At 38.6% G+C, this 23,495-nt stretch carries 21 protein-coding genes, 1 pseudogene and 3 riboswitches; of the genes and pseudogenes, 17 read left to right on the top strand and 5 right to left on the bottom strand.

Annotation, left to right across the window (positions count from 1 at the left end; translation table 11 throughout):
* Positions 1 to 380 precede the first annotated feature (380 nt).
* The 6 genes from nikA to QLQ22_RS22195 all read left to right on the top strand — a co-directional run bounded on the left by nikA (position 381) and on the right by QLQ22_RS22195 (position 7,069).
* Complete coding sequence (gene nikA, locus QLQ22_RS22220; protein ID WP_284015572.1) at positions 381 to 2,003, top strand: nickel ABC transporter substrate-binding protein; 1,623 nt, start codon at positions 381 to 383, stop codon at positions 2,001 to 2,003.
* Between the two features lie 16 nt (positions 2,004 to 2,019).
* Entirely contained in the window at positions 2,020 to 2,964 is a 945-nt protein-coding gene (nikB, locus tag QLQ22_RS22215) for a nickel ABC transporter permease subunit NikB (RefSeq protein ID WP_223438113.1), read from the top strand.
* A complete protein-coding gene (gene nikC / locus QLQ22_RS22210) occupies positions 2,961 to 3,794 on the top strand; it encodes a nickel ABC transporter permease subunit NikC (protein WP_284015571.1) in 834 nt (277 codons plus the stop codon). Before nikB ends, nikC begins: the two co-directional genes overlap by 4 nt.
* Before the next feature lie 15 nt (positions 3,795 to 3,809).
* Positions 3,810 to 4,637 (top strand): nickel import ATP-binding protein NikD, encoded by an 828-nt coding sequence (nikD, locus tag QLQ22_RS22205; protein WP_223438111.1) that lies wholly within the window; start codon positions 3,810 to 3,812, stop codon positions 4,635 to 4,637.
* A 191-nt stretch (positions 4,638 to 4,828) separates the two neighbouring features.
* The gene (gene nikE / locus QLQ22_RS22200; protein ID WP_284015570.1) at positions 4,829 to 5,650 is read left to right on the top strand and encodes a nickel import ATP-binding protein NikE; all 822 of its coding nucleotides are present in this window, start codon (positions 4,829 to 4,831) and stop codon (positions 5,648 to 5,650) included.
* Positions 5,651 to 5,752: 102 nt separating this feature from the next.
* Positions 5,753 to 7,069 (top strand): MATE family efflux transporter, encoded by a 1,317-nt coding sequence (locus QLQ22_RS22195; RefSeq protein ID WP_284015569.1) that lies wholly within the window; start codon positions 5,753 to 5,755, stop codon positions 7,067 to 7,069.
* Positions 7,070 to 7,257: 188 nt separating this feature from the next.
* On the opposite strand, the pseudogene QLQ22_RS25270 reads toward QLQ22_RS22195, so the two are convergent.
* From QLQ22_RS25270 to QLQ22_RS22185, 3 genes and pseudogenes are all read right to left on the bottom strand, one after another.
* Positions 7,258 to 7,350: pseudogene (locus tag QLQ22_RS25270) on the bottom strand (hypothetical protein); the annotation flags it as partial.
* A 274-nt stretch (positions 7,351 to 7,624) separates the two neighbouring features.
* Positions 7,625 to 8,302 carry a response regulator gene (locus tag QLQ22_RS22190; protein WP_223438108.1) on the bottom strand — a complete coding sequence of 226 codons (678 nt, stop codon included), beginning with the start codon at positions 8,300 to 8,302 and terminating at the stop codon, positions 7,625 to 7,627.
* A gap of 1 nt (position 8,303) precedes the next feature.
* Positions 8,304 to 9,842: an ATP-binding protein gene (locus QLQ22_RS22185; protein ID WP_349654965.1), complete on the bottom strand. Its 1,539-nt coding sequence runs from the start codon at positions 9,840 to 9,842 to the stop codon at positions 8,304 to 8,306.
* 443 nt (positions 9,843 to 10,285) lie between these two features.
* On the opposite strand from QLQ22_RS22185, the gene QLQ22_RS22180 reads away from it, so the two are divergent.
* From QLQ22_RS22180 to QLQ22_RS22145, 8 genes are all read left to right on the top strand, one after another.
* A complete protein-coding gene (locus QLQ22_RS22180; RefSeq protein WP_284015568.1) occupies positions 10,286 to 11,398 on the top strand; it encodes an ABC transporter substrate-binding protein in 1,113 nt (370 codons plus the stop codon).
* Positions 11,388 to 12,221 (top strand): alkaline phosphatase family protein, encoded by an 834-nt coding sequence (locus QLQ22_RS22175; RefSeq protein WP_284015567.1) that lies wholly within the window; start codon positions 11,388 to 11,390, stop codon positions 12,219 to 12,221. The genes QLQ22_RS22180 and QLQ22_RS22175 overlap by 11 nt, the downstream gene beginning before the upstream one ends.
* 116 nt (positions 12,222 to 12,337) lie before the next feature.
* Entirely contained in the window at positions 12,338 to 13,192 is an 855-nt protein-coding gene (locus QLQ22_RS22170) for an ABC transporter permease (protein ID WP_223438105.1), read from the top strand.
* Positions 13,189 to 14,061, top strand: coding sequence for an ABC transporter permease (locus tag QLQ22_RS22165; RefSeq protein ID WP_223438104.1), 873 nt, complete (start codon positions 13,189 to 13,191; stop codon positions 14,059 to 14,061). Before QLQ22_RS22170 ends, QLQ22_RS22165 begins: the two co-directional genes overlap by 4 nt.
* The gene (locus QLQ22_RS22160; RefSeq protein WP_223438103.1) at positions 14,061 to 15,074 is read left to right on the top strand and encodes an ABC transporter ATP-binding protein; all 1,014 of its coding nucleotides are present in this window, start codon (positions 14,061 to 14,063) and stop codon (positions 15,072 to 15,074) included. The genes QLQ22_RS22165 and QLQ22_RS22160 overlap by 1 nt, the downstream gene beginning before the upstream one ends.
* Positions 15,075 to 15,099: 25 nt before the next feature.
* Positions 15,100 to 15,882: a DeoR/GlpR family DNA-binding transcription regulator gene (locus QLQ22_RS22155; RefSeq protein WP_284015566.1), complete on the top strand. Its 783-nt coding sequence runs from the start codon at positions 15,100 to 15,102 to the stop codon at positions 15,880 to 15,882.
* Positions 15,883 to 16,012: 130 nt separating this feature from the next.
* Complete coding sequence (locus QLQ22_RS22150) at positions 16,013 to 16,885, top strand: Cof-type HAD-IIB family hydrolase (protein WP_284015565.1); 873 nt, start codon at positions 16,013 to 16,015, stop codon at positions 16,883 to 16,885.
* A gap of 127 nt (positions 16,886 to 17,012) precedes the next feature.
* Entirely contained in the window at positions 17,013 to 18,353 is a 1,341-nt protein-coding gene (locus QLQ22_RS22145; protein WP_284015564.1) for a D-serine ammonia-lyase, read from the top strand.
* Positions 18,354 to 18,814: 461 nt separating this feature from the next.
* On the opposite strand, the gene QLQ22_RS22140 is transcribed toward QLQ22_RS22145, so the two are convergent.
* Positions 18,815 to 19,555, bottom strand: a complete 741-nt coding sequence (locus QLQ22_RS22140; RefSeq protein WP_284015563.1) for an AAA family ATPase — start codon at positions 19,553 to 19,555, stop codon at positions 18,815 to 18,817.
* 50 nt (positions 19,556 to 19,605) lie between these two features.
* Positions 19,606 to 20,376: an alpha/beta hydrolase gene (locus QLQ22_RS22135; protein ID WP_284015562.1), complete on the bottom strand. Its 771-nt coding sequence runs from the start codon at positions 20,374 to 20,376 to the stop codon at positions 19,606 to 19,608.
* A 73-nt stretch (positions 20,377 to 20,449) separates the two neighbouring features.
* A riboswitch (SAM riboswitch) is annotated at positions 20,450 to 20,557 on the bottom strand.
* A gap of 215 nt (positions 20,558 to 20,772) precedes the next feature.
* On the opposite strand from QLQ22_RS22135, the gene QLQ22_RS22130 reads away from it, so the two are divergent.
* The 3 genes from QLQ22_RS22130 to QLQ22_RS22120 all read left to right on the top strand — a co-directional run bounded on the left by QLQ22_RS22130 (position 20,773) and on the right by QLQ22_RS22120 (position 23,482).
* Positions 20,773 to 21,186, top strand: a complete 414-nt coding sequence (locus QLQ22_RS22130; protein ID WP_223438098.1) for a DUF4395 domain-containing protein — start codon at positions 20,773 to 20,775, stop codon at positions 21,184 to 21,186.
* A gap of 76 nt (positions 21,187 to 21,262) precedes the next feature.
* Positions 21,263 to 21,376, top strand: a riboswitch (SAM riboswitch).
* Between the two features lie 84 nt (positions 21,377 to 21,460).
* Positions 21,461 to 21,568, top strand: a riboswitch (SAM riboswitch).
* 242 nt (positions 21,569 to 21,810) lie between these two features.
* Positions 21,811 to 22,842, top strand: a complete 1,032-nt coding sequence (locus QLQ22_RS22125; RefSeq protein ID WP_223438097.1) for a methionine ABC transporter ATP-binding protein — start codon at positions 21,811 to 21,813, stop codon at positions 22,840 to 22,842.
* Positions 22,832 to 23,482, top strand: a complete 651-nt coding sequence (locus QLQ22_RS22120; RefSeq protein ID WP_223438096.1) for a methionine ABC transporter permease — start codon at positions 22,832 to 22,834, stop codon at positions 23,480 to 23,482. Before QLQ22_RS22125 ends, QLQ22_RS22120 begins: the two co-directional genes overlap by 11 nt.
* Positions 23,483 to 23,495: the final 13 nt, after the last annotated feature.

The raw sequence follows: 23,495 nt of genomic DNA, 5'->3' as shown, positions 1-23,495 counted from the left end.
TTAAAGTAAGTTAACTATATTTTGTACATTAAGTTCACAGTAAGGACTAATTTTCTGCAGCAAAGTTTTAGTTTGCGAGCCGATTAATAGATGATTAAAATGCTTGTAACGTTTTAAGTTAAGAGGCGCAAAACGGTAAATCAGCACAGCATTTAACAAATTAATGCTGTGCCTTTCTAATATTTAAGGAGGGGGTTTTGGACATTTATTTTAAGAAGGCAATAACCGTTATTTCGCAAAAGGGCCAGATTGTTGAAGAAGAGTAAAAGTTAAAGGTGTCCATATCGGTTTTCGAAAGTTTCTGACATTGTATTGACAGTATCATGCATACTGATTACAATTGAAAATGATTATCATTAGCGACCTGGAGGAAGTGCATTATGTTTAATGGAAGAAATAGCCGACAGATGTTATTTATAACTGTATTTATTTTATTATTATCAACACTATTATTTGGCTGTACAAAAGCTAACGATGTTTCAGCGCCAAAAGACGATCATGACAATATGCTAACATTGGCTTGGCCGAGAGATGTAGGAGAAATGAATCCGCATATTTATAATCCTTCACAATTATTTGCTCAGTCGATGGTGTATGAACCGTTAGTAAGCTACCAAGAGGGTGGCGAACTAAAACCACATCTAGCTGAGTCATGGGAAATTTCTGAAGACGGGAAAGTATATACGTTTCATTTGCGTCAAGATGTGAAATTTTCCGACGGAACAAGCTTTAATGCAGAAATTGTGAAAAAGAATTTCGATACCATTTTAAATAATGTAGAATTACATAGCTGGTTAGGTTTTATTTCGAAAATAGATCGAACAGATGTAATCGACGAAAATGAGTTTAAACTGACATTAACTGAACCATATTATCCAACGATCCAGGAGTTAGCTGTTGTTCGACCAGTTCGTTTCTTAGGCGAAGCTGGATTTCCTGAAGATGGTGATACCTCAAAAGGTGTCGTTGAACCGATTGGTACAGGTCCATGGATTTTGGAAGAACATAAAGCGGATGAATATGCTATTTACAAGCGTAATGAAAATTATTGGGGTGAGCTTCCAAAAGAAGAGAAAATCCAAGTGAAAGTCATTCCTGATGCGGAAACGCGGGTACTTGCTTTTGAAAAAGGTGAGCTGGACCTTATTTACGGAGAAGGTTCTATCAGTTTAGATTCTTTCAAACAATTGGAATCTACTGGAGATTATGAAACTAGCATTTCTGAACCAGTTGCAACAAGGCAGCTCGTCATCAATTCAACGAAAGAACAGCTTTCCGATGAACGGGTACGTCAAGCGTTACATTATGGTTTTAATAAAGAAGCACTTGTTGAAGGGATTACATCTGGTTACGAGGAAAAAGCAGATTATATTTTACCGACAAACCTCCCTTATACGAAGGGCAATGAAGCAAAGGTCATTGATTATGATGTAGAAAAAGCGAAATCGTTATTAGATGAAGCAGGGTGGACGCTTCCTAAAGGAAAAACGGTACGTGAAAAAGATGGACAGACTCTTGAAGTCGAGTTAATGTATGATTCAGCAGAATCAATTCAAAAAACAATGGCAGAAACGCTTCAAGCTGAGTGGGGAGCCATTGGTGTGAAGTTAAACATTGTTGGAGTTGAATTAACAGAGCAAATTCAGCGATTTAAAGATAATAAGTTTGATATTAATTTCTTTAGTAACTACGGAGCTCCATATGATCCACATACGTTCTTAAACATTGTTTTGTCAGAAGGATTTGGCTTTAATGAGGCGATATCAGCATATCCGAACAAAGCTGAATTACTTAAACAAATCGCCGAGGTTCCGAAAACAACAGATGAGCAAAAACGCCAACAGCTTTACTCGTCAATCTTAACATCAATCCAAGATCAGGGAGCCATTATTCCGATCTCTTATGTTAAGAAAACAGCAATCTATCAAAAGGATGTTACTAATTTTACTTTCCCTGCTAATCGAGACGAACATCCATTTACGGGAATTAGCAAAGAGCAGTAAGTAGCAGGAGGCTTTCATGGGCACCTATATTTTTAAACGAATGATATCTATTATTCCAGTTTTTCTTTTAGCAACATTACTTACAACTGGAATGATTCACCTTTCACCGGTAGACCCGGCTGAGGCCTACTTAGCAGCCGCCCATATTCAGCCGACCGATGAGATTTTGGAGCAAAAAAGACATGAGTTTGGTTTAGACCAACCATTCCTCATTCAATATGTAAACTCTATTATGAAGATATGCCAGCTTGATTTTGGCATATCTTATGTTTCGAATAAGCCTGTTTTGGATGAGGTTGCATCGAGATTACCGGCTACCTTTCAGCTTGCTCTAGGAAGTATCGTCATAGCTGTACTAGTGAGTATCCCGTTAGGTTTCCTTGCTGGAGTAAAGAAAAATAGCCTAATCGACCATTTTAGCAGGATTCTCTCCTTTTTAGGGGCATCGATTCCTTCTTTTTGGCTCGGTTATCTTTTAATTTTTTTCTTTTCTGTTAAACTTGACCTTTTTCCAGTTGAAGGAATTGGGACATGGCAGCATCTTGTTCTGCCTTCCGTTACACTTGCCCTTCCTTTAATTGCAATCTATACAAGATTGTTACGTGCGAGTGTTCTTGAAAACTTGCAACAGCCATATGTGCTATTTGCCAGGACAAGAGGAATTAACGAAAAAACGATTATGGCCAAGCATGTCTTAAGGATTGCCATTTCCCCGATGATTACTGGTCTTGGGATGAATCTTGGAAAATTACTGACTGGAACAATCATCGTGGAAGCAGTTTTTTCTTGGCCAGGGTTTGGTCGTTATTTTATTGAAGCTATTTTTAATCGTGATATACCGGTCATTCAATGTTATGTGCTGATTGCAGCCAGCTTATTTATTTTAAGTAACTTACTTGTTGATTTAATTCAAATGTATATTGACCCGCGCATTTCCAGGAAAGAAGGGCAGCAGCAATGATTATAAGTTTACCTAAGATATTCAGAAGTCAAAAAGTTATTTCCATATGCTCGATTATATTAAGTATTCTTGTTATCATTGCTATCTTTGCTCCATGGATTGCACCCAATGATCCGATTGCTGTCAACTTAGCTTATAAACTTCAGCCTCCTTCTTGGGCCTATCCATTAGGAACGGACCATTTAGGAAGATGTAATCTATCGCGTATTTTATATGGGGCGCGCCTTTCATTAGGTTTTGCGATGCTAATCTTTCTTTCATCCATCCTCATTGGTTTACTTGTTGGAACCTTTTCAGGGTATAAGGGCGGCCTTGTTGATCATGTATTGATGAGGTTTTGCGATGGTGTCATGGCTTTTCCAAGTCTTATCCTTATTCTTGGACTTGTTGGCATATTCGGACCTGGACTTACACAAGTGATCATCGCGTTGATGCTTGTGCAATGGGTCTACTATGCAAGAATGTTCCGAGGAATGGTCCTTAGTCTGAAAGAACAAAACTTTATTGCAGCTGCGAAAATAAGCGGCTCTTCTCAATGGAAGATTATTAAAAATCATATTGTCCCAAATGTACTCCCGCCACTTGTCGTCATGGGTACATTAGAAATGGGCTGGGCCATTATGGATATATCCGCCATGTCGTTTCTAGGATTAGGAGTGCAACCCCCTACACCTGAATGGGGAGCGATGATTCACGAAGGGAAATCGTATATTCGGACAAATCCAGAATTAATGCTTTATCCAGGTTTGATCATTATGCTCGTTATTGTTACATTCAATTTACTAGGTGAAGCGTTATCTGAACGGTACGATGTCAAACGTAGATTTTAAAAAGGGATGAGAATATTGGGTGCAGAACAGTCGAATGTGTTACAAGTGAAAGATTTACATGTACAGGTAAAAACAAAAGATGGTGTTACCCCACTTGTTCAAGAGATAAATTTTGAACTAAAGCCTGGACGTGTTCTTGGTCTAGTTGGGGAAAGTGGATGCGGTAAAACTGTTACAAGTATGTCCATTTTTCAACTTCTTGATCGGAAAACGACAACGATTGATGGGAGTATAACATTACAAGGACGTGAATTGAACGGTTTAGCCGATAAAGAAATGCGTAAGATCCGTGGCAAGGATATTGCCTTTATTATGCAAAATCCGATGAATGCTTTTACACCTGTTTTTACGATCGGCCATCAATTTATCGAAACCATTCGATCTCATACAAAATGGAATAAAAAACAAGCAACAGAGCTTGCCATCGAGGCAATGCAGCATGTGAACTTACCCAATCCTGCTAACCTATTAAAATCGTATCCTTTTCAATTGAGTGGCGGCATGCTGCAACGGGTGATGATTGCCATTGCAGCATGCTTACATCCAGCTGTTATTATTGCTGATGAACCAACTACCGCACTTGACGTCAATAATCAGAAGAAAGTGCTGTACCACTTAGATAAAATTCGCTCTGAATATGGTTCAGCTATTCTTTTAATATCCCATGATCTCGGAGTCATTTCGGAAATGGCAGATGAGGTTGCCGTTATGAAGAATGGCAGGATTGTAGAAAAAGCGAATGTGTTTCAGCTATTTGATGAGCCGCAGCATGAGTATACGAAGAAACTACTAAATGCACGCTCACTAATACATTTAGATGAACCTAACATCCATTTGGCTTAGCCTAATAATAGGTATTTACCCCATTCTTAACGGGCAGTAAGTCCCTTACCTAAGATTCAAGAATTTATAAAGCAGCAAAAAAGATAGGTGAGGGTAAACTGCCCGTAAAGATCCGATAAGTTTCGCTACCATTAAGTGGGGGATGAAAAAACCCCCCACTTAATGAAGTCTCACTTTACAGGAGTGAACAAATGAGTTTATTACAAGTAAAAGAAGTCACTCATAGCTACGGATCCCGAACGTTTTTTAACTGGAAAGGTCGCCCTAAAAAAGTACTTTCTGATATTTCGCTTGCGATTGAGGAAGGTACATGCTTAGGAATGCTTGGTACGAGTGGGGCCGGTAAAAGTACTTTAGGAAAAGTGATTCTTGGTTTGGAACGGCCACAAAGCGGACAAATCCTGTTTCAAGGGCATGATATTTATACTGCAGATAAACATACTCGGCAAAAAATCCGTCGCGATATTCAAGCTGTCTTTCAGGATTCATACTCATCAGTCAATCCCCGCATAACAGCCGAACGTATTATTGCAGAGCCTTTAGAAAACTATGAAAAGCTAACAGTTGCTGAACAAAAACGAACTATTGTTGAATTATTGGAAAGGGTCGGACTGAGTGAAAAGGACCTGAAAAAATACCCGCACCAATTTAGCGGCGGGCAATTGCAGAGGATCAATATTGCAAGAGCGATCTCCCTCAAACCAAAGATGATCGTCCTGGACGAATCTGTTAGTAGTCTAGATATGGTTAACCAAACACTTATTTTAGAATTACTAAAGGAGCTAAAAGAAGACTTCGGGCTATCTTATTTATTTATTACACATGATATTAAAGCTGCCTATTCGATTAGTGATTCATTGGGTGTACTAGAAAAAGGAGAATTAATCGAGCTTTATGATTCAAAAAAACAGTTTTTCACTTCAGAACATCCTGTAGTAAAAGAGATGAGAGGTTCCATACTTGCAGAGCACCCGCGTTTTCGATCGATTAGAACAAGGGTTAGCCATACTTAATTAAAAAGTATTTATATTTATTCGAATGCCTCGATTTCATTCACATAATCGGGGCTTTTATTTTTAGGTTTATCCTAAAATTTTTTGAAAGGGGAAAGTCGGATGAATCATCGTGCGTACCTTGCTTTGGCAATTCCACTAACGATCTCAACCATGACGACGCCTTTATTAGGTGCTGTCGATACAGCCGTTGTCGGGCAACTTCCTAATCCAGCATATATTGGAGGTGTTGCAGTTGGAACCCTTATTTTTAATACGTTATATTGGGTATTCGGTTTTTTGCGGGTCAGTACATCTGCCTTTGCCGCACAAGCTAACGGGGCAAGTGATTCAGCTCAAGGAGTACTTGCATTATCCCGTCCATTTTTAATAGCTCTAATTGCAGGTATGTGTTTTATTCTCTTACAATGGCCGATTGAATATGCTGCTCTTACATTGATTGCTCCTGATTCGGATGTGAGTAAGTTTGCAGTTGAATATTTTCGAATTCGAATTTGGGGAGCCCCCTTCACATTGTTGAACTACGTTATTCTTGGCTGGTTAATGGGGATGGCTAAGATTAAAGAATCTTTATTTTTGCAAGTGTTCATGAATGTTTTGAATATGATTTTGGCCATTCTTTTTGTCCATGTCTTTTCTTTTGCTGTAAAAGGGGTCGCTGCGGCCACTTTGATGGCTGAAATTACAGCCTTCGTATTAGGATTACTCATTGTTATGAAAGCATCATCTTTTGAATGGAAAATACCATCCATTCAAGCACTTATAGATACACAGTCTATGAAAAAGATGTTTAACGTTAACAAGGATTTATTTATACGAACCATTTGTTTATTAGTCGTTATTAATATGTTTACAGCAAAAGGTGCTTCGTTTGGTACAGAATTTCTAGCTGCAAATGCTGTATTATTTCAAATTCATTACATAATGGCTTATTTCTTTGATGGATTCGCCAACGCCTCTAGTATTCTCGTCGGCAAAGCGGTAGGATCAAATGACAAAAAATTATATAAAAAAACACTTAGTTTATCAAGGCAATGGTCGGTGATAACAGCTTTTATCATAGCGAGCGTATATGGATTATTTCAAGAACAGATTATTGAACTTTTTACAAATCTGCCTGGTGTTATCGAGCTTTCAACAAAGTATGGAGCATGGCTCATTATCTACCCGTTTGCTGCTTGTTTTGGCCTTGTCATTTACGGTGTCTTTACAGGTGCAACTGAAATTGCCCCCGTTCGAAACTCTATGATTTACGCAATGATTATCTATATCATTATACAAATCACTATAACTCCTATCTGGCATAATCATGGCTTATGGCTAGCCTTCATCGTCTATACTATTGGACGATCCGGCTTCCTAGTCATGTATACTCCTAGATTAAATAAAAAATTATGGCATCTAAAGGAAGAGGTTTGAAAATTATCGTTTGGTTCAGTAGAAGTAATAAAAGGAGACCAAAGGTGATTTGTTCACCTGGAGAAGCGATTGAGATTTTTACCGTTTTTCCTGCAGTATTTAAAAATGGAAGCTCTAATGTCTTTGTCCTGCTTTTCTCCTCCTTTCTTATTGGAACCACTTTCCTTCAGTAGATGCTTCGTTAAGCGTTAGGCATCAATTTGATTTGTGTCGTTATGCTCAACAAAAGCGAGTATTTCTGTTTGTAAGCTTGCAATTGCTTGTGCTGCTTGAAGCAATAGGTCAGGTGTTGCTTATGTTTTGACATTTTTGATCTTTTCAATAATAGGGCGCTTATCCAAAACTAGGATAGCGCCTTATTAGTGTAATAAATTATTGAGTATATCGTTTGGTTTTGAAAAAATTGATGTTAAGCAAGGGCAGCTTAGAAAGATCACTAAAAAATCTTTAGTCGGGTGAAAGTTTTAAAAGTTGCTGTTTTTTTGTATTTAACATGATTAAAGGTTAACGTTTTGGGCTATTTAGCAGAATCCGTTAAGTTTCTATATCATCCCCTTAAATCGGATAATATTTTCTCTCAGGTCTTCCGACAATTCCATACACCACTTCTGCCTTTAATTGATTAACAGAGGAGAGATATTCCAGATATCTGCGTGCCGTTATCCGGGAAGCGCCTATTTCCTTAGCCACTTCTTCGGCAGAAAGCCCTTCTCTTTTAGCCTGAAGAACGGCATTCACTTTACCAAGTGTGATTTCATCAATTCCTTTTGGCAAACCTTTCCCTTTTCCTGAATTTTCATTTTTACCCTTACTAAAAAGAAGATCGATATATTTCTGATTCACTTGTTGATTGGAAGACAGGAGAGAGTGCTTTTTTATGAATTTTTGAATGATATCGTCAAATCTCTCCCTGCTTACGGGCTTGATCAAATAATTCTCTACTCCATAGCTCAGTGCTTTTTCGAGGAACACCTTATCTGTTGCCGCTGTTATCATAATGATGCTAACCTTCGGAAACTTCTCACGTATGAGGGGAAGCAGCTCAGATCCCAGCATATCAGGCAAATACACATCTAGAAGAAGTAAGTCAGGTTCTTTCATCTTCAGTAATTGAAGAGTCTGCTCTCCATTCAATGATTTTCCAACCACAACGATTTCGTTGAATGTCTCTAAAAACTTTTCATGGATATCGGCGATTCGGAAGTCGTCTTCTGCGATGGCTACTTTTATCATTTCAATTTCTCAGCTCCTTAGGAAGGTACACCGTAAATACAGTTCCTGTATCTGAACTGCTTTGTACCTCAATAATCCCATCCATTTCCTTTACAGCTTCTTCTGCATTCGATAGACCAAATCCCCTTGGCTCATTTCCATCTTTTGATGTAAATCCTTTGTCAAAAAGAAAAGGAATGTCTCTTTCGCTTATTCCTCTGCCATTGTCCTCAATCTCAAAGATGATATCACTTCCGATGTCTGTAACGAAAAGTTTAACCGTCGGAGATTCCACGCCATAAACGGCTTCGAAAGCGTTATCAATTAAGTTGCCAAGAATAACGATTAAGCTCGAAAGCTTAAAGTGTGATGGCAATTCTTCCAGATAACTGTCAGAAGCAATATCAAATTTCAGCTTCTTTTCTGACGCTTTTCCGAGCTTCCCTAAAAGGATAGCCTGTACCTTGGTATCTTTGATTTGGTTAAAGACTACTGAATTTTGAAATTGCAGGACCTGTGTTTCACTTTTTATCATATTAATCGCCTGATCGTATTCACCAAGCTGAAGAAGGCCAGATAACACGTATAATTTATTGGTAAACTCATGTGTTTGGGAACGGAGATCTTCTGAATATCTTTTGACTTCCGATACGGTGTTTATCATCTGCTCAATTTCGGTTTTGTCGCGAAAAGAAGCAACCACTCCTCTTATCCCATTTTCATCAATCAGTGGAGTGGTATTTACAATAACGGTTTTATCTTTCCAAACCATTTCCTTATCAACTTGCGGATTCCCATGTTTTAAAACCTCATAAAGATAATCGGAAGGAAACAGTCCATCCACTTTCATATGCCTGACAGATCCTTTAATATGAAGGAGTTTCTTAGCAGGCTGATTCATCATTGTAATGAATCCATCTTTATCTATGGCTAAAATACCCTCTTTTACCGCATGCAGCACAGTGTTTTTTTCTTTATAAAGAGAAGCAATTTCATACGGTTCGAGCCCCATAGTGTCCCTGCGGATATTGCCTGACAGCAAAATACTTCCAATAACGGATATAAAAAAGGCAAAAAGAGATACAAGCAGGACTTTAATGAAGTTCTTCATGATTTGCTGGTTGATGTCTTCTAATAGAAATCCTACTGAAACGAGACCAATAATCTCTCCCTGTTTGTTGAAAATAGGAGATTTCCCTCTAAGAGACGGGCCGAGTGAGCCATTAGCTTTTGATACATAAAATTCCCCTTTGATTATGGCTCTATCGTTATCTCCTCCCGTCATTTTTCTCCCAATTTCCGACTTCATGGGATGTGAATAACGTGTGCCGTCTTTATTCCCTACTACAATAAACTCAGCACCTGTTTGTTTCCTGATCTCTTCTGCTAAAGGCTGGATCGTTTCGGAAGGATTCCCAGTTTGAAATGCATCGATAATAGTTGGCATGAGAGCGACAGTTTTTGATAACTCCAGTGCCATTCTACCTTTATTTTCCTCGATTTGTTTACTTTCCATATAGCTGAAAAATCCTGTCAGCAGCAGGATCAACAATAATCCCAATAATAGAACCAGCCCGAGTATTTTAATCTGTAAAGGTACTTTTAGCGTCTTCAGGCAGCATTCCTCCTACTATTAAATCCTCTTTTTCTTAATTTTCTAATCTATTAATGAAAGAATACAAGTAAATTCTGCATTCGTCAAAGAACGGTGTATTTTCAGGAATAGGCTGATCATCTAGCCTTTTTTCGTCTGATATGACGGACGCTTGATCTCAAGCGAATACTTGACGATTGAAAAGAAAAAGTTATAAACGAACGGAAACTAGGCCGTTTGGGTTCCGGATATTCTTAAGGATTATGATCCGGGCTCCATTCGTTAGTTAAAAACTAATTTACAAAACCTTAACATTGGATTAATGTGGGGTTTATATTGGTTAATTATGATTAAACCGTAATAAACAGCAACGAACATTAAAAATCCCACAATAAATGGAGGCACTTTTTATGAATTACACATTCAAAAAGAATTGTTACAAGTCTATTCAAGCTGTGGTGTTAGGAGTGAGTGTACTAGGATTAGCTGCTTGTGGAGCCACTGAAGAGGAGGCTGCTCCTGTTGTTAAGGATCCAAGTTCGATAACCCTGAAAGAAATTGAAACAAAGGCAAAAGAAGAGGGAACCATTAATAGTGTCGGTATGCCTGATTCATGGGCTAACTGGGGAGAAACGTGGAATGAAGTGATGAAAAAATATACATTGGAACACAATGATACAGATTTATCCAGTGCCGAAGAGATTGCCAAAATGGAATCTGAAGGAGAGAATGCAACAGCTGATATCGGCGATGTAGGGATTTCCTTTGGACCAATCGCGGAACAAAAAGAATTAACACTTGCCTATAAAACTTCCTATTGGGACGAGATACCTGAATGGGCAAAAGATGACAACGGAGATTGGGTTGTTGGCTACCAAGGAACAATTGCATTCTTTACTAATAAAGAATTAGTGGATAACCCGCCAAAGTCTTGGGATGACATATTAAATGGAGATTACAAAGTAACAGTTGGAGATGTTCAGCGTGGTACACAGAACCAAATGGCCGTTCTTGCTGCCGCTATCGCATACGGCGGTGATGAAACGAATCTCCAGCCGGGAATTGACTATTTTGCTAAACTTGCCAAGCAAGGCCGCCTTGGCTTAACTGATGCGAAGCCTGCTAACATCGAAAAAGGGGAAGTGGAAGTTGCCCTTGTTTGGGATTTCAATGCCCTTGGATACGCTGACCAAATCAACCGCGATCAATTTGAAGTCACCATTCCAAGTGAAGGTTCAGTCGTAAGCGGCTACGCAACTATTATCAACAAATATGCAAAGCATCCGCATGCAGCGATGGCAACTAGAGAATATATCTTAAGCGATGAAGGACAAATTAACTTAGCTAAAGGGTTTGCCCGTCCAATTCGGGATGTAGAACTTCCGAAAGAAGTAGCTGAAAAAATGGTTCCAGAAGAACAGTACAAAAATGCAAAACCAATTGAAGATTACAAAGATTGGGAAGAAACGGCTAAAAATTTACCGCAGATTTGGCAAGAAGAGGTGTTAGTCCATGTCAAATAAAGTAATAGCAATAGTTGTTGATGGTATGAGATATGACAAAGCATGTGAGTCTCTTGGATTTATTCAACATCTAGTTGAAACAAATCAGGCAGCACTTTACAAAGTAAAGTCGGAACTCCCAAGTCTTTCCCGTCCATTATATGAAGTGTTACTAACGGGTACACCGGCATCAGTGAACGGAATTACGTCCAATCAAGCTGTTCGCTTATCTACTGAGAAAAGTCTCTTTCATCTTACGAAAGAAAACGGCTTAAGAAACGGAACGGTATCGTATTACTGGGTAAGCGAACTTTATAATCGCGCGCCGTTCCATTTTATTGAAGATCGTGAGCAAGAGGATGAGTCTAAGCCGATTCAATATGGAAAATTTTATTGGGATGATGACTATCCAGACAGTCATGTGTTAATGGATGCAGAAGCCTTGCGCAGAAAGTATGACCCGCACTTTTTATATATCCATCCGCTCGGTGTAGACGTAAAAGGAGAAATTTTCGGTTCAGAATCGAAAGAATATCGTGAACAAATCTTAAAAATGGGAAGCTTGTTGGCACAACTTTTGCCAATTTGGATCAAAGAAGGTTACCACATTTTAATTACATCTGATCATGGCATGAGTGAATATGGCAACCATGGCGGCATAACTGATGGTGAGCGTGATGTACCGCTCTTTATCATCAGTCCAAAAGTTGAGCCTGGCGTTTACAGTGAAGTGATTCCGCAATTAGCTTTTGCACCGCTCGTTTGTGAACTTTTAAATATTGAGCCGTCCAATAAAATGATTTCATATCGATTGCCGGGCCTAAACGGAAAAATCACACTTTAAAAGGGATAGCCTATTCAACATTAAAATGAAGAATGAAGGTTAAGTGGAATTGGTTTAATGAACTTACTTTTAAACCAATTCCTAAATTGTTAGAGAACATAGAGGAGCGAGAAGTCTTGCGAAAAATAAAAAAACAAAAAATTTACTTATTAGCTCTTTTACTGCCGTTTATTATGTTTGTGATTGGATTTGAACTAGGACCATTAGTGGCAATGATTAAAAATAGTTTTTATGCAGACGATGGAATTCAAGTTACGATTAATCAATACATTACCATATTTAAAAGTAAATTTTACTTACAAGCCATTCAAAATAGCCTTGTCATTTCCTTAGTTTCTGCTGTGACTTCTGTGATTATAGCAGTCGTTGCTGCCTATTCGTTTACAAAGTTCTCACAAAAAATACAAAATCGCCTGCTGATGATTGCCAATATGACGTCGAACTTTGAGGGGATTCCCCTTTCATTTTCATATATTATTTTACTTGGAAACAATGGGCTGTTTACGCTGCTTTTTTCTATGATTGGCTGGGATGTGTTTGCAGATTTTAATTTATATTCATGGACGGGCCTCATTCTTGTTTATATTTATTTTCAAATTCCGCTTGCTGTTATGCTCATCTACCCGTCTTATCAAGGAATTAAGAAACAATGGAAAGAAGCCTCTTCATTATTAGGAGGGTCAACATTCTCATTTTGGCTTCACATTGGGATTCCAGTTCTTTTACCTAGTATTGTAGGTACATTCAGTATTTTGTTTGCTAATGCGATGGGAGCTTACGCTACAGCCTATGCATTGGTCGGCAGCAACTATAACTTATTGTCATTGCAAATTGCTTCTCTAGTTGCTAGTGACGTTGCATTAAAGCCTCAGCTAGGCAGTGCGATGGGAGTGCTTCTAGCAGCGACCATGATAGGGGCGATGTGGTTCAATGAACGAATGATGCGCCGCATTAGGAGGGATTTACGATGAAATCTTCATTGACTTTTCATAAAGTGCTGGTTGGATTACTAGTTATCTATTTATTAATTCCGCTAGTAGGAACATTTTTATTCTCGATTGCCGGTAAATGGGATCATACCATTTTGCCAGAGAGTTATACAATGAAATGGTATATTGAATTATTTCAAGATGAACGGTTTTATGATGCTTTTCAACGAACACTGTTTTTAATTGTCATGTCTGTCGGTCTTAGTGTTGTTATTATGATTCCGACTATTTTTATCATCACAGTATATTTCGCTAAATGGGAAGGATTGCTGCAAGCAGCAGCTATGCTTCCTTATGGAATTCCTCCTATTGTTGGAGCTGTTGGATTAATCAAGGTATATTCAGATGGACCAATTCAAATTGCCGGAACACCTTGGATTTTAATTGGTGCTTATTTCATAACCATTCTGCCATTTATGTATCAAGGTATTCGCAACAGTCTTCGTACGGTTAATGCTGTGCAGCTTGTTGATGCAGCTGAATTACTGGGTGCTACAAAATTTCAGGCGTTTCGCACAGTGGTGTTTCCCAATATTATATCTGGGATTTTAGTGTCTACCTTATTATCAGTCGCTCTTTTATTTAGTGAATTTGCTTTTGCCAATTTGCTTGTCGGGGGCCGATTTGAAACCATTCAAATTTATCTTGCTGACAAATTAAACAGCAGTGGTCACTTAACAAGTGCAATTGTTATTACTTATTATTCAGTGATTTTACTTTTAACGGGGACTGTATTAAAACTTACATTTAGAAACGAAAAGAATCCTGTCGTGACAAATAAGAATCGAATTCTTTCATTTTTTAAAAAACAATACCGTCGTAAAAATACTGCTTTAGAAGGTGAAAAATAATGAGCTATGTAACCATCGATCAAGTGACTAAGGGGTATGAAAATCAAGTCGTTTTAAACGATATTTCTATAAAATTAATAAAAGGAGAATTTGCTACACTTCTTGGGCAAAGCGGATGCGGAAAAAGTACATTATTACGTTCCATTGCGGGCCTTGAAGGCGTTGATGCAGGAAGAATATTAATTGATGGAAAAGATATTACTAATTTATCACCGCGTCAGCGTGAAGTCGGTATGGTGTTTCAGTCTTATGCACTTTTCCCAAATATGAGCGTTTTTGATAATATTGCTTACGGCCTTAAAATGATGAAGGTAAAAAATAGTAAATCAAGAGTAAAAAAGATGATTGAGATGGTTGATTTAATAGGAAAAGAGGAATCTTATCCTCATCAATTATCTGGCGGACAACAGCAGAGGGTTGCTCTTGCACGTGCGCTTGTCATGGAGCCGAAAGTACTGCTTTTGGATGAGCCGTTAAGCGCATTGGATGCTAAAATTAGAAAAAGTTTGCAAAAAGAATTAAAGAGAATACAGAAAGAATTAGATATTACAACTATTTTTGTTACTCATGATCAGGAAGAAGCAATGACGATGTCTGATCGAATTTTTGTCATGAATAAAGGACAAGTTGTACAATCCGGTTCTCCATCAGAAATTTATACATCTCCAGTCAATACATTTGTTGCAAAATTTATCGGAAATTATAATGTTTGTAATATGGAAGTTTTCCGTAAACTTGTTCGCAGCACAGAACTAAAAGGGAATGAAGTCGCCATTCGTCCTGAAGTTTTACAATTAGTTTCTGTTGGTGAAGGTAGCTTGGATTTACAAGAGAACTGGGGAATTAGAGGGGTTATTAAAGAGGTTTCCATGACAGGGAATGTTTTAAGATATGAAGTAGAAACAGAGGAGTCCGCTTTCCATGTAGACTATCTTCACCACCGAGGAAAAATGTTTGAGCAAGGAGCACGCGTTCATATTCTTGTACCGAAGAAAGAATGCATTATTTTATAAATTATTAGATGGTGGAGGAACAAATATGTCTGTTTTGCCAGAAGAAAGAAAGAATGAAATTTTAAAAGAACTGAACAAAATGGGAAAAGTAAAAGTTATGGAATTAGTTGATCAATTTAATGTTTCAGAGGAAACGATTCGACGCGATTTGATGATATTAGAGGAAAAAGGACTTTTAAAGAGGGTTTACGGTGGAGCGATTAAAACAGTCTTTGAATTTGAGGAGCCTCCATTCACACAGCGTACAACGGTGAATCAAGATGCGAAAGTCAAGGTTGGGAAAAAGGCAGTTGAACTCATTTCTAACGGAGATGTGATTGCCATTGATGTAGGAACAACCATGCTTGAATTTGCGCAGTGTATTGAAAATAAAAAAGACATTACAATTTTAACTAATTCTCTTCCTGTGACGTCTTTGTTAACCGAATTGCTCAATCAAAATAAGTTTAAAGGACAAATTATATTACTGGGAGGACAAATTGATCCAAAACATCAATCTATATGCGGCGGTCTCACTGAACAAATGTTAAATCAATTTAATATTGATAAAGCGTTCATTTCAGCTGGTGGTGTTTCCATTCAAAGTGGGGTTAGTAATTATCATTTACATGAAACATTAGTTTCACGCAAGATGGTCGAGGTATCAAAGCAAGTTATATTGTTAACGGATTACTCTAAAATTGGTGTCGATACATTTTGTAAAGTTTGTCCTCTAGAAAAAGTCGATGTGATTGTCTGCGAGCAGCCATTTCCTGAGGAATGGAGAAATCATTCAAAATTAGAGGGAATCAATTGGATTCAAGCATAGTCAATCCATAAAAGGACATATCGAGACGGAAGAGGGAGTTCTCTCTCTTTTTTGATAGATTTTTATTGATAGCAGGTAAAAAGCTAGAAAGAAAATTTAATAGATAGAATGAGAAAAGGAGCTATATAGCATGAGTTTCATTGCGATAGATTTAGACGGGACATTATTAAACGACCAGAATGAAATTAGTGAAGAAAATATAAAGGCGATTCAATATGCCCAAGATAGAGGCTTTGAAGTAGTTATTTCAACAGGACGGGCTTATTTTGATGTTCAAACAATTTGTAAAAAAGCCGGGATTTCCCCATTTGTAATCGGGACAAATGGCGCGACCATTCATTCAAAAAGCGGAAAGTGCATTTCTTCTATTACAATAACTAAAGATCGTGTCGAATCTATTCTCCAATGGTTAGATGAACGGAAATATTATTACGAAGTGTTTACTGATAAAGCCATTTATACTCTTAAAAAAGGAAGAGAACATTTCCATAATGAGATTAAAAGTTTGAAAAGCGCAGATTTGAGTACAGATATGAAAGAATTAGTTGAAGTAGCAGAAAGGCAATTTGACCAGTTTGGATATGTTTTAGTAGACAACTATCATGATATCTTAAAACAGGAGGAAGAATTCTATAACATTTTAGCATGTTCTTTTGATAAAAAGAAATTAGAGGAAGCATGGAACCAATTCAAAAAGTTTGATGAGTTGATGGTTGTTTCATCTGCTGATCATAACATTGAAATGACTAGTAAAAGCGCTTCAAAAGGAACGGCCCTTGAAAAATTGGCTTTCTCGATGAATGGCTCCTTAGAGCAGGCTATGGCAATCGGGGACAGCAACAATGATTTATCCATGTTCCAGAAAGTTGGATACAGCGTAGCAATGGGAAATGCGAAAGATGTCATAAAAACTGTTTGTACAACGACAACCCTCAAAAATGATGAGAATGGGGTAGCTTATGCGATATATCGATATATGGAGAACTTCGTGGTTCAAAAATAAGTGGCAATGCCGAAGGAGAGAGCGATAAAATAGCATGGATATATATCATAATGGCAGAACTTCTGGACATTAAGATGGCAATATAAAGATACAGAAAAAAGTACGATCCCAATGGAGGAGGAGAGAGATGAAAACTATTCAAGATTGGATAAAAGAATATCCTTTATTAAACGATTTAGTTGCTACAAAGGAAGTATTTTGGTCAAATCCTAAATATGAAGCATTTCAAACTGGATTAAAAAAACTTCCACTTAATGAGAAAGATGTGAAAGATGCCGAGGAAAGGTTAAAGCGTTTTGCTCCTTACATTGCTAAAGTTTTTCCTGAAACAAGAAAACTAAACGGAATCATTGAATCTCCTATTGTACCCATCCCGGCGATGCATCAACAGTTATCACACTTGTATGAGCATCCATTAGAAGGGACATTTTTATTAAAATGTGACAGCCACCTTCCCATTTCAGGTTCCATTAAAGCACGCGGCGGCATTTACGAAGTGTTGAAACATGCAGAAACGTTGGCCCTTAAACATGGTTTATTGGCAGTAAATGACGACTATTCCATCCTTGATAGTGAAAGATTCAGAAACTTCTTTTCACAATACTCAATTGCTGTAGGGTCTACAGGCAACCTGGGGTTAAGTATAGGTATCATGAGTGCCAAATTAGGTTTTAAAGTAACGGTCCATATGTCTGCTGATGCAAAGAAATGGAAAAAAGATCTTCTTAAAAGCAAAGGAGTAACGGTTATCGAATATAAGGAAGATTACAGCAAAGCTGTAGAAGAGGGCCGAAAGCAGGCGCATAGCGAACCGAATTGTTACTTTATTGATGACGAAAGCTCTCGTGATTTATTTTTAGGATATGCGGTGGCAGCAAGTCGACTTGAAAAACAATTAGAAGATTTAAATATAACTGTAGATGAAAACCATCCACTGTTTGTGTACCTTCCATGCGGAGTAGGCGGTGGGCCGGGAGGAGTGGCTTTTGGCTTAAAACTTATGTATCAGCATCGAGTACATTGCTTCTTTGCAGAGCCTACACATTCTCCATGTATGTTACTTGGGCTAGTAACAGGGCTGCATGATAAAGTTTCTGTACAAGATTTTGGAATTGACAACATCACATCAGCAGACGGCCTTGCGGTCGGAAGGCCATCAGGATTCGTGGGTCAAACCATCGAGTCTTTATTAAGCGGAAGTTATACGGTAAGTGATAATGAATTATTTAAACTATTAAGCTCATTGGCCGATACAGAAAACATTCACCTGGAGCCTTCCGCATTAGCCGGTGTAATAGGGCCGGTAAAGTTATGGACTGAGAAAGAAGGAAAAGAATACATACAAAATCATAACTTAACAGATAAAATGAAAAATGCTACACATCTTATGTGGGCTACCGGTGGAAGCATGGTTCCTAAAGAAACGATGAACGAATATTATAAAAAAGGAGCAACGTTATTACTTTAAATGTTTTAGATCTGATTTGAATTGTATTCCTAAACAAGGGAAGTTTAAGTGACTAAAGATATGAAGCAGATTAAAGATAGCTTCAGGATTGAGCTGGAGTTTTTCTTTATGATAATGAAAGATCTTCCTAAGAATTACGATATATCTTTTCTTTTATGTTAAAGAGAAACTCCCCGTCTTCGGGTAGTACCAGCAATTAGGAATAGCAAGTTGATTCCAAATATTTTTGCAGAAATAGAACATTACAGTTAGTTTTTAACTTTAAACGTGAAAAACTTGTTTGGAAATGAAGCCTTTGGAAAGCATTCCCGAAGGCTTCTTTACATAACATCTCTTTATTCGAATTGGCAGACGTTCTTGCATTTTTAGCTTAAATGTCCCATAGGGTTTATAAGGGCATAGATTAATGGTGTTAAGGCTCTGAAATCCTCAGGAGCAAAGGAAAGGTGTAAATGCTCAGATTATTCTTCCTTAAATAACTCCTCCAAAAACAGATTGCGATTCTCCAAAAAATACTTTGTAATCTGATAATGATCCGTCTCCGTATAATCGATTTCAGCTATGCTTTCCGAATCAAAGCTTAATATATTCGCCCCGGGAAATCCCAGAAGGATAGGAGAATGTGTGGCAATAATAAATTGCGCCTCACCGTCTTTTGTTAAGTCATGAATGATGCGGAGCAGGGTCAGCTGTCTTGATGGAGAAAGAGCGGCCTCTGGTTCATCCAATAAATAGACGGCTTTCTGGCCATTGCCGAAACGATTGAGAAAGAGGGATAAAAAAGATTCACCATGTGATTGATGATGAAGCGATTTACCGCCATATGGGCCAAAAACGTCACCAGACAATGGCTCTTCATTCAATTCTTCCAGATAGGATGCAAACTGATAAAAGGACTCAGCTCTTAGGAAAAAGCCATTTTTAACTTTAGGCATCCAGGCAAGCTTGATATATTTTCCTAAATCAGATTGAGAGCTTCTAGTTTCATAAAGATGATGGCTGCCGCCAGCGGTATTAAACCCGCACTGATAGGCAATGGCTTCCATCAATGTCGATTTGCCGGATCCATTTTCACCTGCAAAAAAAGTAACAGGGCTTTTAATTTTAAGTTCATCCAAATGTGAAATGGCAGGAATGGAAAAAGGATACGTTTCAAACGAAGGTATCTCTTCTTTATTTAATTTGATTAATTTTAAAAACATGTTTATCACCTGCTCTTAGTTTAACAGGAATGCCGGAAGAAAGTCATTGGCTAAACGGAAATTTTGTAGAATGGATGACAGCACAAATGTATGTAATCCGAGGTTCTATCTGCAATAATTTCTTTATCGTAATCCATGGAAGCAACGTGATAGGAGTTAGTTAGACTGATGATTTTTTTCATAGATGATGAGACGTTTTCAAAAAGGGTATCGGAGCTGTCCGGAGGGACGACATGGTCTTCTTCGGATTTAAAAACGAGCAGCGGACATGAGACTTCTGAAAGCTTTGGTTTTATAAATTTTATAAGATTAAGGAGATTATGAACGGCTGTAATTGGAACAGCTGAGTAAGTAATTTCTTCGATTCCTTCTGCTTTTATATCCGGTTTTCCTTCAGCAATGAACCTTGGCTCTGTCAGATCTTCGAAAGACTCATATCCAGGCACGCTTAAAGCAGCATTAATCGTAATCACACCGCTGATTTCTTTGTATTTGCCAGCTAAATGCAAAGCTAGGATGCCGCCCATAGATTGACCTGCAATAAATACTTTCCGGCAGATTTTTTTCAGCTTTAAATAAGTCTGTTCAATGTCTTTGATCCAATCCAGATAACAGCAGGCTTCAAGCTCGCGAGCATCTGTCCCGTGGCCTTTTAATCGCGGGGCAAGAACGGTGAAGCCTTTATCAGCAAGCAGTTTTCCCAGTTCTCCAACACTTTGAGGTGTTCCAACAAATCCATGGCAAAGCAGAATGCCAATCTCATTTCCTTTATAAAAAAAGCTTTCAGCACCGGGCAATACAGAGTAAATCGTTTCAGTCATTTGTGATTCCTCCAATTCATACAAATCATAAAAGAAAAACCCTCTCTTTCATTGGCTATAAAGAGAGGGTTTTTCTCTATCAACCAAAGCACAGCAGCTTTGCTGGTGGGAGCACCTTTCCGTTTGCCGGCGGTTGCTGTGAAGTCGCGGAGCCAGATCTCTCGTTCACTCTTGATAATTTATTTAATTCTGATTGGTTTAGTTGGTTTTAATGATCTTATCACGGCCGCCTTCTAACTGTCAATAAACTTTGAGGTTATGAAAGCAGAGAATCAGCGATTTGAGTACCCCATTCACACGCTTTTAAGGGGGGGAAATCCCCTGAGGTTTCTATCTTCACAAATGACAAAAACAGGAGTAGAATACTAATATTCCAATCAGATAGGTGGGATTTAAGTGAATACGATTCCTAAACCTCTTGTATTAACGAATCAATGGTTTATTGTGTTATCTGTCGCAGCCGCTTGGGTTTCAGGATCCGGCTGGTTTCTTCTTATACCTCTTATTCCAGGATTAATGGGGCTTCTTTTTAAATTTAACCCTATTATGAAGACGGCAAAGCTCTTTTTAAGAAAAAAGCCTTCGGAATACATTCCCGAGGATTTCGAACAGCAGCAGTTCAATCAGATGATTGCAGTCATCTGTCTTAGTCTTGGTTTTCTTGGTTATATGATGAACTGGATGACTCTGGCTTATATCTTTACCGCAATGGTCGCGCTAGCTGCATTTGTTGCCATATTAGGCTTTTGTGTTGGCTGCTTTATTCGTTTTCAGTGGCAGCAATACCGATACCGCAGGCTTTCAAAGTAGTCATATTTTTATGAAAAAAGTGTTGACTTTTTGAAAATACCAGCGTAAAGTAGGACTCACATCGAAAATATGAAACTTCTTATCACGAGAGGTGGAGGGATTTGGCCCTTTGAAACCTCGGCAGCAGACTCAGACTTTCCTGAGAACTGTGCCAACTCCAACAAGCGTGATTTCGCTTGAGAGATAAGAAGAGTGAACGGTCTTTTACCTTTGATCTTACCCTCTTCTTGGCTTTCAGGAAGAGGTTTTTTGTTTTTCAGCAAATTAAATAGATTTCTTATCCAGAGAAGCGGAGGGACTGGCCTGATGATGCTTCGGCAGCGGACTTTTATAAAAAAGTACTGTGCCAATTCCAGCAGGCAAAAAGCCTGGGAGATAAGAAGAGACCTAGTGATTCTTTATGAATTCATGCCCTCTTCTTGTCGGATAGAAGAGGGTTTTTTATTTAGAGATAAGAAAGTATAAAAATTTGCGCATTGATGTCTAGCTCCATTGCCCAACTCCTCGGCCAGAACAAATCCGCCAAAAAAGTCAAACCCGGACTTTTCTGTCAGATTCTTATCTGTCTGTCGGAGCTAAACGGGCGCTTGCGCTTTTCAAATCAATATCACGGGAGGAATACATATGATTCAATTTGAAGGTGTCACAAAGGTTTATAACAGCGGCGGAAATGAAGTGAGAGCCCTTAACGGCATTGATCTTCATGTGAAGCAGGGGGAGATTTGCGGTGTGATCGGATTCAGCGGAGCCGGTAAAAGCACACTGATCCGCACAGTGAATTTGTTAGAGCGTCCAAGCTCGGGAAAAATCATTGTTGATAATCTCGATTTAACGGCACTATCCCAAAAGGAAGTAAGACAAGTAAAACGCAAAATCGGCATGGTCTTCCAGCATTTCAATCTGCTGAATTCCAAAACGGTCTTCGCCAATGTTGCGATGCCGCTCCTTCTTGCAAAAGCCTCTCAAAAAGAAATCAAACAAAGAGTAACAGAATTATTGTCGTTTGTAGGGTTAGAGGACAAAGCAAATCAATATCCAGACCAGCTGTCAGGGGGTCAAAAACAGCGTGTCGGCATTGCAAGAGCACTGGCTACACAGCCCTCCATTCTATTGTGTGATGAAGCAACATCTGCACTTGATCCTCAAACAACCGGGTCCATTCTGAAGCTTTTGAAAAAAATCAATCAGGAATACAACATTACAATTTTAATGATCACCCATGAGATGTCAGTTATCAGGGAGGTTTGCGATAGGGTTGCAGTAATTGAGGGCGGAAAAATTATCGAGTCAGGCTCAGTATTTGATGTATTCTCAAATCCTCAAACAAAAACAGCTTCGAACTTTGTCAGTTCTGTTCTGAATGATTCCATCCCTGAGTCTGTGCTGAAATTAGTGCAGGAGGAGAATGCACAGGGACAGATTTTCAAAATTAACTTTGTCGGCAAATCTTCGGGCCAGCCGCTGCTTTCTCAGATTGCTAAACGGTTTGATCTTGATATCAATGTTTTATTTGGAAACATCACAGAGCTTCAGGGCATCCCGTTTGGACATTTGATTGTCGAGCTGCAGGGAGCAAAAAGCGAAATTAAACGGGCGTTATTAGTAATGAATCAGGAAAATGTCACAGTTAAAGAGGTGGAAGTACATGCTAGTTAATTCACAGCAAATTATTGATGCACTGATCGAAACACTTGCAATGACCGGTTTTTCATTGCTTTTCTCAACCTTGATCGGACTGCCGCTTGGTGTGCTGCTGGTCATTACAAGAAAAGGGCACCTATGGGAAAATGCCATTATTTTTAATATCTTGAACGGTGTCGTCAATATCTTCCGTTCTGTACCCTTCATTATATTAATGGTTGCGATTGTTCCGCTAACCAGATTAATTGTAGGAACATCAATTGGGACTGCCGCTGCTGTAGTGCCGCTTGTCTTTTATGCAGGTCCATATATTGCGAGATTGATTGAGAACTCATTATTAGAAGTGGACCCGGGAGTCATAGAGGCAGCAGAAGCTATGGGAGCAACACCAACGCAAATCATCTTTAAATTCATCGTTCCAGAAGCATTAAGCTCACTTGTATTAAGTCTTACAATCGCAACGGTTGGTCTTGTCGGGGCATCAGCGATGGCTGGAGCTGTCGGCGGCGGCGGACTCGGGGATCTCGCCATTACATACGGCTACCAGCGCTTTGACACAGTTGTCATGATTATTACCGTTACAATCCTTGTTGTGCTCGTTCAGGGGCTTCAATCATCAGGAAACTTATTATCTAAAAAAATCAGAAGACGATAGGGAGAGAAACAAA

This window comes from Metabacillus hrfriensis, assembly GCF_030127205.1.
GTDB classification, from domain to species: Bacteria; Bacillota; Bacilli; order Bacillales; family Bacillaceae; genus Bacillus_P; species Bacillus_P dongyingensis.
The sequence above is the reverse complement of the archived record's forward strand: the minus strand, read 5'-3'. Positions and strand labels throughout refer to the sequence as shown.